The sequence below is a fragment of the Rahnella sp. CJA17(1/100) genome (assembly GCF_963881615.1).
In the GTDB taxonomy this organism is placed as follows: Bacteria; Pseudomonadota; Gammaproteobacteria; order Enterobacterales; family Enterobacteriaceae; genus Rahnella; species Rahnella aceris.
Map to the genome: position 1 here is coordinate 194,193 of NZ_CAWOJA010000033.1, position 17,250 is coordinate 211,442.

13 protein-coding genes are annotated in these 17,250 nt (G+C 53.3%); all 13 read right to left on the bottom strand.

Annotation, left to right across the window (positions count from 1 at the left end):
* Window positions 1-8: 8 nt before the first annotated feature.
* Window positions 9-1,676 (bottom strand): C4-dicarboxylic acid transporter DauA, encoded by a 1,668-nt coding sequence (gene dauA, locus AACU55_RS15580; RefSeq protein WP_037034063.1) that lies wholly within the window; start codon window positions 1,674-1,676, stop codon window positions 9-11.
* 421 nt (window positions 1,677-2,097) lie between these two features.
* Window positions 2,098-2,805: a GNAT family N-acetyltransferase gene (locus tag AACU55_RS15585; RefSeq protein WP_134705703.1), complete on the bottom strand. Its 708-nt coding sequence runs from the start codon at window positions 2,803-2,805 to the stop codon at window positions 2,098-2,100.
* A gap of 890 nt (window positions 2,806-3,695) precedes the next feature.
* A complete protein-coding gene (locus tag AACU55_RS15590) occupies window positions 3,696-5,018 on the bottom strand; it encodes a c-type cytochrome (protein ID WP_134705704.1) in 1,323 nt (440 codons plus the stop codon).
* A 22-nt stretch (window positions 5,019-5,040) separates the two neighbouring features.
* A complete protein-coding gene (locus AACU55_RS15595; protein ID WP_134705705.1) occupies window positions 5,041-6,645 on the bottom strand; it encodes a GMC family oxidoreductase in 1,605 nt (534 codons plus the stop codon).
* Window positions 6,638-7,204 carry a sugar dehydrogenase complex small subunit gene (locus AACU55_RS15600; protein ID WP_134705706.1) on the bottom strand — a complete coding sequence of 189 codons (567 nt, stop codon included), beginning with the start codon at window positions 7,202-7,204 and terminating at the stop codon, window positions 6,638-6,640. The genes AACU55_RS15595 and AACU55_RS15600 overlap by 8 nt, the downstream gene beginning before the upstream one ends.
* 40 nt (window positions 7,205-7,244) lie before the next feature.
* Window positions 7,245-7,721: a GlcG/HbpS family heme-binding protein gene (locus AACU55_RS15605; protein ID WP_134705707.1), complete on the bottom strand. Its 477-nt coding sequence runs from the start codon at window positions 7,719-7,721 to the stop codon at window positions 7,245-7,247.
* A 418-nt stretch (window positions 7,722-8,139) separates the two neighbouring features.
* On the bottom strand, window positions 8,140-10,119 hold the full coding sequence (aegA, locus tag AACU55_RS15610; protein WP_134705708.1) for a formate-dependent uric acid utilization protein AegA: 1,980 nt from the start codon (window positions 10,117-10,119) through the stop codon (window positions 8,140-8,142).
* Between the two features lie 209 nt (window positions 10,120-10,328).
* Entirely contained in the window at window positions 10,329-11,882 is a 1,554-nt protein-coding gene (locus AACU55_RS15615) for a serine hydrolase domain-containing protein (RefSeq protein ID WP_134705709.1), read from the bottom strand.
* A gap of 83 nt (window positions 11,883-11,965) precedes the next feature.
* Entirely contained in the window at window positions 11,966-12,739 is a 774-nt protein-coding gene (locus AACU55_RS15620; RefSeq protein ID WP_013575574.1) for an ABC transporter ATP-binding protein, read from the bottom strand.
* Window positions 12,736-13,566, bottom strand: coding sequence for an ABC transporter ATP-binding protein (locus AACU55_RS15625; protein ID WP_013575573.1), 831 nt, complete (start codon window positions 13,564-13,566; stop codon window positions 12,736-12,738). Before AACU55_RS15625 ends, AACU55_RS15620 begins: the two co-directional genes overlap by 4 nt.
* Window positions 13,566-14,492, bottom strand: coding sequence for an ABC transporter permease (locus AACU55_RS15630; protein ID WP_013575572.1), 927 nt, complete (start codon window positions 14,490-14,492; stop codon window positions 13,566-13,568). The genes AACU55_RS15625 and AACU55_RS15630 overlap by 1 nt, the downstream gene beginning before the upstream one ends.
* Window positions 14,489-15,502, bottom strand: a complete 1,014-nt coding sequence (locus tag AACU55_RS15635) for an ABC transporter permease (RefSeq protein WP_134705710.1) — start codon at window positions 15,500-15,502, stop codon at window positions 14,489-14,491. The genes AACU55_RS15630 and AACU55_RS15635 overlap by 4 nt, the downstream gene beginning before the upstream one ends.
* Window positions 15,499-17,094: an ABC transporter substrate-binding protein gene (locus tag AACU55_RS15640; RefSeq protein ID WP_134705711.1), complete on the bottom strand. Its 1,596-nt coding sequence runs from the start codon at window positions 17,092-17,094 to the stop codon at window positions 15,499-15,501. Before AACU55_RS15640 ends, AACU55_RS15635 begins: the two co-directional genes overlap by 4 nt.
* Between the last annotated feature and the right edge of the window lie 156 nt (window positions 17,095-17,250).

Sequence of the window (17,250 nt, forward strand, 5' to 3'; positions counted from 1 at the left end):
GCGCAGGTTTATAACGCGTCGTGCAAAGAACTGTGGAAACTCAGTTTGCCTTCCACCGGCTGCATTCTGGCGCGGGCCAGGGTTTTCAGCGGCTGGAAAGGGATCTCAGCGATTCGCAGTTCTGTGCCTTCCGGCAAGGTATTGATGAAGTTGCGTAATGCACTGACGCCACCGGCATCGAGTACGGCAACGCGATCCCATACCAGAATGATCACTTTCTTGCCTTCGCTGCGCACCTGCAATTCACTGAAGATACGTTCCGCCGCAGCAAAGAACAGCGGGCCATTGATACGCAGCACCAGCGTATCTTCCGGTATGTCGGCCATCACTTCCGTCAGGCGGGTGAGTTTGGCGATACGGCGCATAAACAGCAGCGACGCCATCACGATACCTGCGGTAATCGCAATCACCATGTCGAACAGTACCGTCAGGCTCATGCAGGTCAGCATCACCAGAATGTCGTCTTTCGGTGCACGGCGCAGTAAATCCACCACTTTATGCGCTTCGCTCATATTCCACGCCACCATCAGCAATAACGCCGCCATCGCCGCCAGCGGCAACCATGAAAGCAACGGCGCGAGAATGAGCAGGGCGAGGATCACCAGCAGCGAGTGAATAATGGCCGAGACCGGAGATGTTGCACCGGCGCGAACGTTAGCCGCAGAGCGCGCAATCGCCGCTGTAGCGGTGATGCCGCCAAAGAAAGGGCTGACCATGTTGCCGATACCCTGACCGATCAGTTCGTTATCCGAATGGTGTTTTTTGCCGGTCATGCCATCGAGCACCACGGCGCACAGCAACGATTCAATCGCGCCCAGCATTGCCATGGAAAACGCAGCGGGGAGCAGCGCCTGCACCAGAGACCAGCTCAGTCCGCTGCCATCGGATTGAGTCCACGGCAGGGCAAATTGCGGCAAAATAGGCGGAATGCCGTTGCCCTGCGAACCGTCAGGCAGCAGGAAGTGAAAGCGTGAACCGATGGTGGCGACAGGGTGTCCTGCCTGCATGAAAATGGCCATCACCGCGCAACCCGCCAGCAGAGCCGGAAGATGGCCGGGCACGCGCAATCCCAGTTTTGGCCAGAGAATTAATATACCGAGCGTCACAATCCCTATCGCGGCATCGCCGATATCCAGCGTTGGCAGCGCCATGACCAGCGCCGCAACTTTACTCAGATAATGTTCCGGCACCGTTGCCATCGTCAGGCCAAAGAAATCTTTAAATTGCATGGTGCCGATGGTGATCGCAATACCGGACGTAAAGCCGAGCGTGACAGGCAGCGGTATGTATTCGATCAACCGGCCAAATCGCGCCAGCCCCATGAAGAGGAGCATAAAACCAGACATCAGCGTAGCCAGCAATAAACCGGACAAGCCGAACTGTTGTGAGACTGGATAGAGAATGACAACAAACGCCGCCGTCGGGCCGGAAACACTGAAACGTGATCCGCCGAAAACAGCGATGACAATCCCGGCAATGGCCGACGTATACAGCCCGTATTGCGGCGGTACACCGCTGCCAATGGCCAGCGCCATGGCCAGCGGGATGGCGATGATCCCCACGGTGACGCCAGCAATGGCATCTTTGAGTAAGCGTTGAAGCGTATATTTTTCACGAAAACAGGCGTCTATCAGTGCGCTGAAAGGCCTGATATGGCGTCTTCCTGAAGTATTCATAGGATGTAAATCACCTGACAGAAGAATGGATATTAACCCGGTATTCCTTCACCGGAAAAACGGTAGCCTACGCCTTTCAGGGCCACTACGCGTAGACATAAATCAAGCCTTGCTTACACAAAGGCGTGTTGCAGCCCTTATAGTGTAATTGTTCGCCATGTGATGTGCCGCCAGATATTTCATGCGTGAAAATAATCATGGCATTCATCATCTGTATTTAACTTAATACCCGAAATCAGCCTGAAAAAGCCCGGGAGGATGCATTTATCTGTGCCGGACATACAGTAATGATGTAGTTAAAAATAATCCCGGCAACCGGATAGGCTGCTGATGAATCAGCGGATCTACACGAAAAACGCCCGATGCAGACGAAGGCTATAGTCTGCATCAGGATTGGTTTTGGTCTCTCCCCATTTACCTGCTACGGGTGAGGCATAAACTCTGCCAGCGGATACTTTTGCTTTCCACGGTCATCAAGGTTGGAAGGGCTTAACCAACTTTCCATGGCCCGACGGATCCCATCCCACTCCTCGTCAATAATGGAGTACCAGCGGATGTCACGGCTATGCCCCTTCGAGACTTGTGTCCGTCTGAGCGTACCTTCATAGGTAAATCCAAGTCTTTCAGCCGCACTGATGGCGGCCTGATGCAGGCTGTCACACTTCCAACCGCACCGGCGATACTGGAGTGTTTCCAGGATGTAAGAGAGTAAAAGAAATATGGCTTCTGTGCTGCACAAGGTCCGTTTCATAAGTGGTGACCAGTTAACCCAGCCAATTTCTACAGATCCGTTATCAGGGTCCATTCGTTGCAACGCGAGAAAGCCCGTGGCCTTACCCGTGGACAAATTAATCACCGCGTAAAAAAGCGGGTCTTTGCTTGCGGCAAGTGAGGCGATATAGTGATCGCACTGTCTGATCGTGATGGGGCGTTTAATATGAAAGTATGTCCAGTCACGTTCGTCATCGATACTGTGCCAGGCGTCAAATAAATCCCGGCTATGTTTGAGATCAATCGGCTCAAGCAGACAATATTTCCCCCTGAGTATAACTTTTTGCGGGAGCGAGCGTGGCTGCCAGTCGGGGAGTGATTTACCCAATTCTTGTCCGTAAACATTTACTTCCGTCATTATAAACCTTCATGCGTGGTTAAATTTATAAAAGTGTCGCCGGGTGACAGTAGACAAAACGAACTCAACCTAAATACAGCAAAGTGACACGCCAGTGATGATAATAATCAATACGATAAATCTGGAACGCTATACATTCTTTTTGAAAGATTTCTGAAAGTCAGTTTGGTTAACATAATAAAATCCTTATTTAACATATCCATATGTTTTCTTCTATTATTTTAGCATTCCCTGGTGTGGGTGCATCGTAGCTGAAATATTTATCGGTAAAAAAATAATTTACCTTAGGTCGAAATTCCTTAATTATCACAAATCAAACGCAATGGTTTGATTTATATGTACTTTAATTTCACCGGTGTTATCGGGTGCTATTCAAAATAGTGCGCCAGATCACAGGGATGTATTGATGTTGTGACTAGCAGGCTAATGTTAAATGACGTTGTTATTCCTCGTCTTATTATAATTACCCTCTGCTTTATTCTGGTTTCATCATATTATTTTTAGGTTTTTTATAGTTTGCGTAAATTATTTGCATTCGTTTTTTGAGTTTTCCGTGTAATGACGTGTTGACAGGGCTAAATAATTAAATTAATCAGGATAATGAAAATGAGGCATACAAATTATTAAAATGTAGACTATGCTTATTAAGTTCAGGAACGTCTGGATGCAGTAGTATAAATAATGAAGTTTTTGGCACTGATAGCCTGATGTATCAGCGCTTTTTTTTATTTTCTATCATATTCTTATTTATTGCTCTGCCGTACGAATAAGTCTCATTCAGTCGAATATTTGGACAGTGGTAATATTATTGGTATATTAAAATCTTTAACCTTCTCACAATTAAAAGGAGCCTTGTGCGGCTCCTTTTGTTTAGCTTTCACCGTGGTGAATTATTTTTGCGTGCCATCTTCAATTTTCGGCGGATAGGGCAGGTCAGCGGCTTTACGCATCTTCGCCACATCTTTCGCGGTGACCGTGGCTCCCGCCGGATTGCCAAACTGTGTGCTGACGTAATGACTTAGCGTCGCAATCTGTTCATCGTCGAGCTGACTGGCAAACGACGGCATCATGATTTCGCCTTTATCCATGTGGCGCTGGACGCCGTTGAGGATGACCGAAACCTGATTGCGGCTGTCGTAAGAACCAGTGCTGGTATGGCTGAACAGTGACGGATAGGCATGGAATCCCTCGCCGCTGCCTTCACCGCCTTTGCCGTGACAGGCTGCGCAGCTGGCATTAAACAGGGCGGCGGCTGACTGGTCGATTGTCTGACCTTCAGCGCGCAGTGGGTAAATATCCTGATTCTGCTCACCCCATGCATCTCGCGGTTTGGTTTGCTTGTCATCTCCGATTGCCGGGACGGAACGGATATAGGTCGCAATCGCGTTCAGGTCGCTGTCTGACAGATGCTGCAGACTGTGCTCAATGGCTTCTGACATCGCCCCTGACGCTGACGCCTTACCGGCAACAAAACCTGTTTTCATGTAAGTCACCAGATCCTGCTGCGACCAGTTACCGATCCCGGCATTTTTATCCGGCGTGATGTTGAAAGCTACCCATGAGCCTAAATCGCCACCGGAAAACGCTTTGTCGGTGTCCATGCCCATGGTCAGCGTGCGCGGCGTATGGCAGGTGCCGCAGTGTTCCAGCGCTTCCACCAGATAAGCCCCACGGTTCCAGTCCGCTGATTTGGACGGATCGTTTTTCAGCTCACCTTTGTCAAAGTTAAACATCTTCCACACGCGCATGCCCCAGCGTTGGTTAAACGGGAAGGACAAGTCCGTTTGCGGCCCTGCGGAATGTACCGCTGGCAGCGACATCAGATAAGCTTTGATCGCTAAAACATCTTCACGTTTCATTTTGGTGAAGGAGTCGTAAGGCATAGCAGGATACAACTGTTGTCCGTCTTTGCCGACACCGTCACGTACCGCGCGCACGAATTCATCGTCCGTCCAGTTGCCAATACCAAACTGTTTGTCAGAAGAAATGTTGGTGCCGTAAATCACCCCGAAAGGTGACGCCAGCGGATAACCGCCGCCGAATTTTGCCGTTTTATCCGCCCCCGGCGCAGTATGGCAGGCGGTACAGTCACCGGCTGTCGCCAGATATTCACCGCGCTTAATTAAATCTGCGTTGCCCGCTGCGTCATCAGCCCGGGCGGCGTTAGCCGCGACCATTAACGGCAGCAACGCCAGCATGAATTTCATTTTCATTACTCAGTCCTCAGAAAATCAATCAGGCCAGGCTTTTCAGCACCGTATCAGCCATACGCAATGCCAGCGCAGTTCCCGACAGCGTGGAGTTCACTGTTGAAGCCGAGGGCATAATGCCGGTACCGGCGATGAACAGGTTCGGGTGGTCATGCGTACGGCAATCACCATCCACTACCGAATCTTTCGGATCGTTGCCCATGATCATCGTGCCAGTAATATGCTGATTGTTGTCGTACACCCCACGCTTGCTGTACACCACTTCGGTGCCGCCCATTTCTTTGACGATTTTCTGAAAATCAAGCATCGACTGGTCATAACCGCGGTGAACGTAGTCCGGGAATTTGTAATGCACTTCGAGGCGCGGGATCCCCCATTCGTCTTTCTCGGTTTTGCTCAACACCACACGGTTTTCCGGTTCCGGCAGCATTTCCAGCAGGCATTTCAGCTGAATAAAACGCTCAGACTGATAGGTCAGCTTGTCATTCAGCGCTTTGCCGTAATACCCCTGACGCACCAGACGTTCAGTCAGATAGCGCACCGGCGAGGTATTGGCGACGTCGATACGTAACGCAGAGCGATCGCGGCGGAAATCACCATCACGCAGATTATTGATACTGCCCGGGCGCATCGGGCCGCGGCCGAAATACACTGGCTCGTCGGCGTAAAACTCAACAGAGGTGCCGGGGTGATCCATCAGATTTCGACCCACCATGCCGGAGCTGTTGGCGATACCGTTCGGGTATTTATCGCTGGTGGACATCAGCAACAGTTTCGGGCTTTCGATGCCGTTGGCGGTCAGCACGAAGCGTTTACCGGTGACTTTATGGGCCACTTTGTCAGCATCCAGATAGTGCACAGCCACGATCTCGCCGCTGTCACTGGCTTCGATGTTGTACACCACGGCGTTGGCAATCACGCGCACACCGGCTTCGATAGCTTTGCGCGCCGAAATACCGCCGTGATACTGCGCATCAATCGGGCAAACAGGCATACAGTTATTGTTGCCGCAGCAGGCAGGACGACCGTCATAAGGAATACTGTTACGCGCCTGCGGGCCGATACCTAATACGTAACCGAGTTTGGCAATGCGTTTGCTGATGCGGTCAAAACCGTAGGGCAGCGGAATACCCGGCAGCGGATAGGGTTGTGAACGCGGTGAATCCAGCGCGTCGTCACCGGAAACGCCCATCTGAATTTCGGCTTCGGTGTAATACGGCTCCAGATCTTCATAACTGATTGGCCAGTCACGACCCACGTCATACAGCGTTTTGATTTTCATATCATTTGGCAGCAGGCGAAACGCCTGTCCCGCCCAGTGCCAGGTGGTGCCACCCACACCGCGCAGATACTGCGCTGCGTAGAGGTCCGGGCCTTTCTGGATCAGATAATTGTTATCTTTTGGCTGGAATTTCGGTTGCGGTGCCCAGGGTTTCGGCGGATAGGGTTCGGTGAAGTCGCCTTTGAGCGGTGACTGACGGAACAGTTCTACCGCTTCGTCTCGTTTGATCACCGGCCCGGAATCGAGCATCAGCACGGAAACACCGGCTTTGACCATTTTCAGCGCGGCGAGAGAACCGGCGATACCGGCACCAATAACAACGACATCTGCGTTCAGAGCATCAGCCATGAGCCATTACCTCCGTGGAGTTTTGTTGCGGTGCAGCAGGTTTGTTGACCCAGAAATTCGGCTCGCCCGGTGCATAGCTTGGAGGCAGCAGATTATTTTTCAGCAACTGATAGCTGACGATATTTTCGAATCCGATACATTTCTGGCTGCCGGGTTGACCGACCACACCGAGATACCAGCCACTGACCAGTTGCTGATACAACTGCGTCAGCTCTGCCGGTTGCTGTGCAAGAAGCTGATGTAAATCATCTCCCACCACGCCGCGGTGTGCGGTGATCAGTGCTGAAAGGGTATCGAGTTGTGAGTCGAGCTGCGCGTTGTTCTGCGACTGATGCAGCCAGCTGTAAAGTGCCTGAGCGAGATGCGGCTCAAGCTTGTCCATGCCGGTGAGTTGTGCTGAAAGGGTCATAAAACTTGCCGGCATACGTACGGCAGAAGCCAGAGGGGGCGCAGCATAAGCCAGGCGGGTCAATACACCACCAAGCATCTGGCTGCTGATACCCGCAGCCAGTATGCCCGCAGTGCCGATAACCAGCCGGCGACGGGAGAAATTGATCATGACGTGATGTTCCGTATACGAATTATTATGGTTTACGTCGTTATTTCAGGACGCTGGCCGCTTTCTCAGAGGACTGGTTGTCGATGTCCTGCTTCGGTGTGCTGACACCGACTGCGCCCACCACGTCACCGTTAATCGTCAGCGGGAATCCGCCACCCAGTGGCACGGCATTCGGGATCGCCAGTACGGTGGTTTCGCCACCCTGCAGGCGTTGCATGAATTTCAGTGATGGCACGTGGTAGAGCGCGGAAGTGCGTGCCTTGCCGATGGACGCATCAACACAACCGGCCGGAGAACCGTCAAGGCGCTGGAAGGCCAGTAATGAACCAGATGCATCAACTACCGCGACGCAACCGGTGCTGTGTTGTTCCGCAAGAGTGGATTTCACACTGTCGATGACTTTGGCTGCCTGCGCGTTATCCAGCGGAGGATGTCCGGCGGCGAAAGCGGAAGTGGCAGAGAAGAAAAGCGTGGTGGCACACAGTAAAGCCTGTGTGGTGGTTTTTTTAACAGACATAGACTCATCCCTTGTAGCAGTAGCAAAACATGACTTGACGTATTTTTCGAATAATAGTTTTTAAATAAGTGTTTTAAATCAATAGAATTAAAAACAATAACGTTAACGGGCGGAACACTCTGGTGTGTTTCTTAATGCCACACGAACAAAGGCGTTATTGGTTTTTGTTTCGCGGATGTTAATTCAATTAACAAAACAGCAAAAGTGACGGTTGCGCTGGGAAATTAATTCCCGGGAGATTTCGTGCGGATATTATGAGCAGATCGGGCCTGCAGGCCTTGTTGGATAAGGATTGAACATTTTGTGCTGTTACGAACCATTCGATCCGTTTATATTAATTAAATGTGATCCTGTTAACAAAAAAACCTCCCGAAAAGGGAGGTTTGTATTTTGCCGACAGCGCAAAGAAACGGGAGGGCTAATGGGCCGCTGGTCTGAGAGCTGGTGTACGGAAATCCAGCGATGCAATAATGCTGTTTGCTGCCTGTCGTCCATCCGACATGGCTGTCACCACCAGGTCGGCGCCCCGCACCGCATCGCCGCCTGCAAATATCTGCGGGTGACTGGTCTGATACGGGAAGCGGCTGTGATGCGGGGCCTGTAACAATCCCTGTTCGTCGTGCCTCACCGACAGTTCATCCAACCACGGCATAGCATGCGGCAGAAAGCCAAATGCCATAATGACCGCTTCCGCTTCGAGCAGGAATTCAGAACCGGCAATCGGTGTGGGTCTGCGTCTGCCGCTGGCATCCGGTTCTCCCGGGGCGGTTCGGACTAAGCGGATACCGCAGACTTCGCCCCGGTTATTCAGCTCAATGCTCACCGGCTGAACGTTAAACATAAACTCAGCCCCTTCCTCGCGTGAGTTTTTCACTTCTTTCTTCGAGCCCGGCATGCTTTTTTCATCGCGGCGATACGCACAAATCACGCTTTTGGCATTCTGGCGCAGCGACGTGCGCAGACAATCCATCGCTGTATCGCCGCCGCCGAGCACGACCACGCGTTTTCCCGCCATGCTGACATAAGGCTCATGTTTCAGTTCGGGCAGATTCATCAGATGTTTGGCGTTCGCAATCAGGAAAGGCAGGGCGCTGTAAACGCCCGGCGCGTTTTCATTTTCCAGTCCGGCTTTCATCGCTTTATACGTACCCACACCTAAGAATATTGCATCGAACTCTTCCAGCAGTTGTTCCGCCTGAATGTCGACGCCGATTTCGGTATTGAGCCGGAACTCAATGCCCATTTCAGTGAAGATTTCCCGGCGTCTGACCAGTACGTTTTTATCCAGCTTGAACGCCGGAATACCAAAGGTCAGCAGGCCGCCGATCTCAGGGTGACGATCAAAGACCACGGCTTTTACGCCATGCCGCGCCAGCACGTCAGCGCAGCCCAATCCGGCCGGGCCTGCACCCACCACGGCTACGCGATAATTACGCGGAATAACCTCTGAAAGATCGGGTTTCCAGCCTTGTACCAGCGCGGTATCGGTAATGTAGCGCTCAATATTGCCGATGCTCACTGAGCCTTGTTTATCAAAAGTGCAGACGCCTTCGCAAAGCCTGTCCTGCGGGCAGACGCGGCCACAGATCTCCGGCAGGCTGCTGGTGCGGTGCGAAAGCTCTACGGCTTCCAGAATGTGTCCCTGTTTCGCCAGCGCCAGTAATTGAGGGATATCGTTATGCAGCGGGCAGGTCCAGGCGCAGAAAGGGTGATCGCTGCAATGCAGACAGCGGCCAGCCTGTTCTTCAACCTGCATCGGTGTAAAGCGCGCATAGATCTCATTAAACGTGCTTTTACGTTCGGTGAGCGGGGCTTTTGCCGCATCGAGGCGCGGTGGTGCCAGGGCGGCGGCGAATACGGCGGCTGATTTGCTGGTCAGTGAAACCTGTGGATTCCGGCCCATGGCGGCGCGGTATTGTTTATCAGCACGGTTCTGAGCAATGACCTGATCGGTGATGAGATGCAGTGCCTGTGTCGGGCAGGCATTGACGCATGCCTGTCCGTCCGGGCTGTCATTGCACAGATCACATTTATGCGCCACGGCTGCCGCGGCGGGTAAGCCGGTCAGCGGATAGCTCTCATGCTGTACGATATCAATGGCGCCAAACGGACAGGCCACGGCGCAGGTTTTACAGCCGATACAGCGTTCTTCCAGCAACTGAATGCTGTCGTTACGACGAACGAATGCGTTTGTCGGGCAAACCTGTAAACACGGGGCATCTTCGCACTGACGGCATAGCACGGCGCTATGCAGATCGTTTTGCCGGATGACATGAATGCGCGGGGTAAACTGTTCTTTCGACGGATAACATTGTTCATTGTGAGACAAGACGCAAGCGACCTCACAGGCGCGACAGCCTATGCAAGCCTGAGAATCAGCAATAATAAATTGGTTCATTTTTACCCTGTCTGCATTTTAGTTTGCTGTGGTCTCTCATAGACCACACAAATACTATGGGTTTGTTTGTCATCCTAATGGATACAAATACAGGGTTTATTTGAGGTGTGTCACAGTTTGACCTGTTGTTGCAGTGAGGGAGTTTAAAAAAACGCCGCCAGACGTGGGCCGGGGCGGCGTTTTGCAGGACAACGCTTCGCAGGTTATTTTTACGGATGCCAGCTGCTGCGGCATTCATCACGACGGAAACTCAGCACGCGGCTGCGGTTGGAAATCAGCCGGACGTTGTAGCCCTGGAAATAAAGACAGAAGTTTTTCTTCCACGGTCCGTCAGGGAGTTCCACCAGCAAACGCCCAGCACCCAGCGATGTTAACTGGCCGCTGGCACGCAGCGTGCCGACGCCCATCAGCAACTGATCGCCCTCAATATCAAAGGCGGCTTTCGATTGGGGATGATACCAGCGCCCCTGAACCATTTTCAGGCAATCGTTGGTTTCCACCGGGGTAAAGTAACGCGGCGCGTGTCCGATTTCACCCTGAATGGCGGTGCCGTCCCAACGCAAACGCATCGGCATGTGCGCGGATAGAGTGATGGCTTCGTCGGCGTCCGCACCCTGATAGAGGTTATCGGCAGCGCCGAGATAACTGGCCGTGCCATTGCTGACTTTTAGCCAGTACGGCTCGGCAATGCTGGCGTATACACCATCCGGCAATGCATGGCTACGCGCCGGGAGCGGCGCAGCTAACAGTGACGACATGACTTCCAGCACATGGGTAAACGCTGTGGTGTCTTCGCGATTGGAGACCAGCGCAATGCCTGCATCAAACTCAGGATGAAGCAGGAAATAGGTTTTATAACCGGCATGGGAACCGCCGTGGCCGTAAACCGTATGTTCACCGATTTTCGTCGAGGTGATGCCCAGCCCGTAAGCGGAAGGAATGTCGCCTTGCAGATAACGTTGTTCTGTCAGTGTTTGCAGTACGCCCGCGGCCGGTCCGTTTTGTGAAAGCAGGCTTTGCAGCCATACTGAAAGCGAACGTGCGCTGCCGGTCAGGCTACCGGATGCTGACAGATGCAAACCTGCGACGGCTGTTTTCCAGCCTGTCGTGTCCTGCCAGTAACCGGGCACCAGGTCCGGGACGATATCGAACCAGGTTTCCGGCGCATGGAAAGCGATATCCAGCGGCTGCGCGATATGCTTTTGCAGCAGATCCTCAAACAAAATGCCTTTTTGTTTGAGGATTTCTTCCACCAGCCGGTAACCGGTGTTGCTGTAGGAAATCTCAGTCCCTGCTGTGAAGTTCAGAGCGCCGTCCTGCGTCAGGAATTCCATAATGGCACTGGCTTCGCTGACGTTATAAACAGAAATACCCAGCAGCGAAAGGGTTTCCCGCACGTCCGGCAGGCCTGCGGTCATGTCCAGCGCCTGCCCGAGGGGCACCTGTGACATCGGCGCTTTCAGTTGCGGTAAATGCTGGCCAAGGGTATCACTCACCGAAAGACTGGCATCGCTTTTCAGCAAGGCCAGTGTGGCGAAAATATGTTTTGTGACAGAGGCATAGCGGACAACAGAATCGATGCTGAAAGGTGTCGATGTGCTGAGGTTTGCCAGCCCTCCGGTCGCGAAACTGCGGAGAGTTTTACTGTCAAAAAGGGTGATCGCGCCGCCCGGTTCTCCGGGTTTATCCCAGTTTTTAGTTATGCGTTTTGCTGTTTCTTCAGCCGCCTGCCACTGTAATGCAGACTGTTCGGTGGATGTCATTAACGTCTCCTGACTGTCTTTCAGTGAAAAAGTGGGCAGCCCGGGCTGCCCGCGAAACCCAAATACGTTCACGGCAGGAACGATTATCCGGGCTCCTCTAAACTGAGACTTAACGATCGTAACTCGGCTGTGTGCGGATGGCTGACGTTGCCCATCCGTAAATCGTCTGCGCTCAGAAGTTCGACCATTTCACCACCAATCATTACGCCAATGCTGGTGCAAAGATGCGTAACGACGGCCAGATTGTGACTGACCAGAATATAAGTCAGTTTCCGGCGTTCACGCAGGTCGCTTAGCAGGTTGAGGATCTCCGCCTGCACCGAGACATCCAGCGCCGAGGTCGGCTCATCGAGCAGTAAAATTTCCGGTTCTGAAATCATCGCCCGCGCGATTGCGACCCGCTGACGCTGACCGCCGGAAAGCTGGTGCGGGAAGCGAAAACGCACCGTCTGCGGCAGGCCAACTTCGGCCAGCGCATCAGTGATACGTTTTTCGATATTCAGAAAACCGTGCACAATCAGCGGTTCGCTGAGAATGCGGTCAATGGTCTGGCGCGGATGCAGCGAGCCGTATGGATCCTGAAATACCATCTGCACGCGGCGGAAAAAGCGTTTCTGGCGCACCGGCACCTGATCTTCGCCGCCAATCACCATCCCGCCGGACCAGGACTGATTCAGCCCGGCCAGTGCGCGTAAAATGGTGGACTTGCCCGAGCCGCTTTCTCCCACGATGCCGAAACATTCACCGGGCGCGACACTGAAACTCACGCCTTTCACCACTTCGGTATCGCCGAACGCAATGCGCAGGTTATTGAGGATTATTTTGCTGTTATCCAGAGGAGGGAGTTCTGCTGTCATGAGGTTTTCCATGCTTCGTCACGCACCAGCACCGGCAGTCTGTCCCGAGGATGTTTCAGCGACGGCAGACATTCCAGCAGCCCGCGGGTGTAAGGATGTTGAGCTTTCAGTAAATTACCGGCTTGTAACGTTTCGACGATACGCCCGGCGTACATGACGGCCACACGGTCACAGAATTTCGATACCAGTGGCAAATCATGGCTGATCAGAATCAGCCCCATGCCGCGGCTGGATACAAGGTCATCGAGCAGACGCAAAATCTCAGCCTGCACAGTGGCATCAAGGGCGCTGGTCGGTTCATCGGCAATCATCAGCTCCGGATCAGGAGCCAGCATCATGGCAATCATTACGCGCTGCCCCATGCCGCCGGATACCTCATGGGCATAACGCTCGGCCACTTTATGCGGCTCACGGATACGCACCTGATCCAGCAGTTCAATTGCCGCATTCATGGCCTGTTTTTTCGAGCCGCCTTTATGCGTTTGCCAGGCTTCAGCCACCTGTTTACCGATCGGCATCACCGGATTGAGCGAGTATTTCGGATCCTGCAAAATGAAACCTACCCGCTTGCCACGGATCTGACGCATTTGCTTCTCGCTGGCATTGCGCAAATCGATGCCGTCGAAAGACAGCGTTTCGGCGCGGCACCTGGCGCTGGAAGGCAGAAGGTTCATCAGGCAACGTGCTGTCAGGGATTTACCCGAACCACTTTCGCCTACGATGCCAAATTTCTCCTTACCCAATGACAGCGATACGCCGCGAACGGCATCGAAACTGCCGCTGTTGGTCTGAAACGTAATATGCAGATCTTTGATATCAACCAGCATTATTGCTCCTTAGGATCGAGGACGTCACGCAGCCCGTCGCCGAGGAAATTAAACGCCAGAGAGGTCACAAAAATGGCAATGGCCGGAATTAACGGTACCCACCATTCACTGAACAGGAAGCGGCGGGCAGTGGCAATCATCGCCCCCCATTCCGGCGATGGCGGTTGAGCGCCCATACCTAAAAAGCCCAGACTCGCGGCGGTGATAATGATCGAACTCATGTCCAGCGTGATACGCACCACCAGGCTCGGCACACACAGCGGCATGATATGGCGCAGCACGATGCGGGCAGGCGTTGCGCCAGTCAGACGGCAGGCGGCAATATAATCCGTGCCGCGTACCTGCATGGTTTCTGCGCGTGCAAGGCGGGCATACGGCGGCCAGGCGGTGAGGGCGATCGCCAGAATGGCACTTTCGATACCGGGTTTGAGTGCCGCCACAAAGGCCAGAGCCAGGATCAGACGCGGGAAGGCCAGAAAAATGTCGGTGATGCGCATCAGAATACGGTCAAGTAATCCGCCCGCATAACCGGCCACGCAGCCAATCAGCAGGCCGAGCGGGGCGACAATCGCTACCACGATAATCACCATTCCGAGCGTGATACGTCCGCCATAAAGAATACGGCTCAGGGTATCGCGGCCCAGTTCGTCGGTACCCAGCCAGTGCAGGGAAGACGGTTTTGCCAGACGGTGCGCCAGATCCTGTGCGCCCGGGTCGTAGCTGGTCAGCCACGGCGCGCACAGGGAAATCAGCAACACAATCAGCACGGTAAACAGGCCGGTTACTGCCAGCGGGTTTTTACGCAGACCGAGCCAGATGCGGTAACGACGCCCCCAGACGGCTTGCGTGCGGGTGTGCGGCGTGTCGGCCAGCAGCCAGGCGCGGCTGCCCGCGCGGGGTTGAGGTATGACAGGTAAAGTGCTCATTTTACGCGGGGATCCAATAGTCGGTAGAGAAGGTCAGCCAGCAGGTTGAGCAGCACATAAATCGCGCCAATCAGCAATGTTGAGCCGATCACCGGATTCATATCCGCATTCATCAGCGACACGGTGAGATATTGTCCGAGACCCGGCCAGGAGAAGACGTTTTCTGTGACCACGGCGCCTTCGAGAAGGCCCGCGTACGTCAATGCCAGCACGGTGATCAGTTGTACACCGACGGTGGGGAAGGCATGTTTCCAGATAACCCGTTGCGCCGAGAGTCCCTTGGCGCGGGCGGTGATCACGTATTCCCCGCCCAGTGCGTTGAGCATGAAAGTACGCGTCATGCGGGTGATATAAGCCATGCTGAAATACGCAAGGATCAGCACCGGCTGCACCATATGGGCGAGGGCATCCCAAAATGCGCCCGTGTCACCGGCCAGCAGAGAATCCACGGTAAGCAAGCCGGTGACCTGCGGGATCATGTCCTGATAGATGATGTCCTGACGTCCCGGCCCCGGCGCGATACCCAGCGCAGAGTAGAAAATCAGCAGGCTGAGCAGCGCCAGCACAAACACCGGCAGCGAGTGACCGGCCAGACATACCACGCGGATAGTCTGATCAATCCAGCTTCCCTGACGGGTGGCGGCCCAGACGCCCAGCGGAATACCGACAATGGCGGCGATAATGATCGCCGCCGTGGCCAGTTCCAGCGTAGCAGGGAAAAACCGGGCGATATCCGTGGTGACCAGATTGGAGGTCAGGGCAGAGCGCCCTAAATCACCGTGGAATACCTGACTGAGATAATGGAAAAACTGCAACCAGAGGGGCTGATCCAGCCCCATTTCATGACGAACCCGTTCGACCACTGCCTGCGGGGCATTATCGCCAACCGCAGCCAGAACCGGGTCCGTCGGCATTACGCGACCGATAAAAAAAGTCACTACCGACAGACCAAACAAAGTAAGACAAACGCTGATGCAGGTACTCAGAAATCCTTTGAGTCTCTTGCTCACGCTTTAACAACCTTCTCGTAGGGGCTGGTGCTCATTACAGTCAGTACCACACCGGAAATCACTTTGCGGCAGGCGGCGGTCATGGTCGGTTGCAGCATGATGGCAAACGGGCTGTTTTCCATATGTTTGGTCTGCAATTCTTCATAGAGTTTGATACGGGTGGCCGGATCCGATTCTTTCAGCGCCTGGGTGCTCAGATCGGAGATTTCCTTATCCTGCCAGCTACAACGCCATGCCAGCGTACGGCTCTTGGCGGCGTCGGTGTTATCCGGATTGCTGCAGAAGGCTTCGGCGTTAGAGTTCGGGTCAAAGTAATCCGCGCCCCATTGGGTCATTGCCAGTTGTTGCTGACGAGCACGCATTTTGGTCAGAACCTGACGGCTTTCCGCAGCCAGCAGCGTCACTTTAATCCCCACTTCGGCGAGGTTAGACTGCAATGCCTGCACGATGTCAGAAGAAGGTGAAGCGGAGTAGTGATCTAAGGTGATTTCAAAACCATTCGGGAAACCCGCTTCGGCCAGCAAGGCTTTGGCTTTTGCCACATCACGTTTGTACATGATGGTGTTCACCGCCGCCGGGAACCCTTCAGGCAGGAAGCTCTGATGGATTTTGTGGGTCAGCGGCACGATATGTTGCTGGATATTCTCGTAATCGATAGCCCATTTGATCGCCTGCCAGACCTGCGGTTTAGCCAGATTCGGATGCGCGGTATTGGCAGACAACATAAAGGTGCCGGCGATACCTTTTTGTACCAGCGTGAAGTTTTTGTCGTTGATCAGCGGACGCAACTGCTCGGTGGTCAGGTTACGGGCGATATCCACATCACCTTTTTGCAGCATCAGCAACTGAGCGGAAGGGTCGATAATATGGCGCATGATGATGCGCTGAATTTTGCCTGCGTGCGGGTTGTTCTTGTTGCTTTCCAGAATCACGGATTCGCTGACTTTCCAGTCGCGCAACTTGAACGCACCGGAACCGGCACTGTTTTTCTTCAGCCAGGCATTACCTAAATCGTCACCGGTCTGATTCACCAGGCAGGCGGATTTTTGCACGATACTGCCGACGTTGGCGGTCAGGCAATACAACAGGAAGGATTCAGATGCAGGTTCAGCGGTTTTGATCACCAGCGTTTCGGCGTCAGGCGCGGTAATCAGGCTCTCGACGTTATCTTTGGTGTAACCAAACTGATTAATAATGTAGGCCGGGCTCTTATCGAGTTTCACAACGCGTTGCAGGGAGAAAGCGGCGTCTTCGGCAGTAACCGGTTTGCCATCGGCCCATTTGGCTTTCGGATCCAGCTTGAAGGTGAAGGTTTTTTTGTCGTCAGAAGCCGTCCAGGACACTGCCAGATCGCCTTCAATTTCATCAGGGGAGGCCAGTTTAGGTTTCACCAGTTGCTGATACATATTGCCGGTAATTTCACTGCCCACGGACTCAAAGCTTTCATGCGGATCAAGGCTGGTAATGATGTCGAGCTGAATAGCCATGACCAGTATTGATGCCGGCGTGGCAGCAAACACGGCATCAAATTTCAGGTAGGACAGCACAGGTATTGCGGAAAAACCGGTAACAAATTGACGCCTGGTAACCATAACTACTCCCATCGTGTTGATATATAAAAGTAAAATTAAAAATTACGGTGGCAAACCCTTGACTTAACTCCGGGCAACTGGCTTAAATGAAAAACGGTTGCTTTGCACTCGTCGACGTTTCATATCGAAAAAACTAATGTGAAGCGTACTGTGTTT

Bases quoted from the DNA above. Each gene is read 5' to 3' on its own strand.
- dauA (WP_037034063.1), bottom strand. From the start codon at position 1,676: ATGAATACTTCAGGAAGACGCCATATCAGGCCTTTCAGCGCACTGATA.
- AACU55_RS15585 (WP_134705703.1), bottom strand. From the start codon at position 2,805: ATGACGGAAGTAAATGTTTACGGACAAGAATTGGGTAAATCACTCCCC.
- AACU55_RS15590 (WP_134705704.1), bottom strand. From the start codon at position 5,018: ATGAAAATGAAATTCATGCTGGCGTTGCTGCCGTTAATGGTCGCGGCT.
- AACU55_RS15595 (WP_134705705.1), bottom strand. From the start codon at position 6,645: ATGGCTGATGCTCTGAACGCAGATGTCGTTGTTATTGGTGCCGGTATC.
- AACU55_RS15600 (WP_134705706.1), bottom strand. From the start codon at position 7,204: ATGATCAATTTCTCCCGTCGCCGGCTGGTTATCGGCACTGCGGGCATA.
- AACU55_RS15605 (WP_134705707.1), bottom strand. From the start codon at position 7,721: ATGTCTGTTAAAAAAACCACCACACAGGCTTTACTGTGTGCCACCACG.
- aegA (WP_134705708.1), bottom strand. From the start codon at position 10,119: ATGAACCAATTTATTATTGCTGATTCTCAGGCTTGCATAGGCTGTCGC.
- AACU55_RS15615 (WP_134705709.1), bottom strand. From the start codon at position 11,882: ATGACATCCACCGAACAGTCTGCATTACAGTGGCAGGCGGCTGAAGAA.
- AACU55_RS15620 (WP_013575574.1), bottom strand. From the start codon at position 12,739: ATGACAGCAGAACTCCCTCCTCTGGATAACAGCAAAATAATCCTCAAT.
- AACU55_RS15625 (WP_013575573.1), bottom strand. From the start codon at position 13,566: ATGCTGGTTGATATCAAAGATCTGCATATTACGTTTCAGACCAACAGC.
- AACU55_RS15630 (WP_013575572.1), bottom strand. From the start codon at position 14,492: ATGAGCACTTTACCTGTCATACCTCAACCCCGCGCGGGCAGCCGCGCC.
- AACU55_RS15640 (WP_134705711.1), bottom strand. From the start codon at position 17,094: ATGGTTACCAGGCGTCAATTTGTTACCGGTTTTTCCGCAATACCTGTG.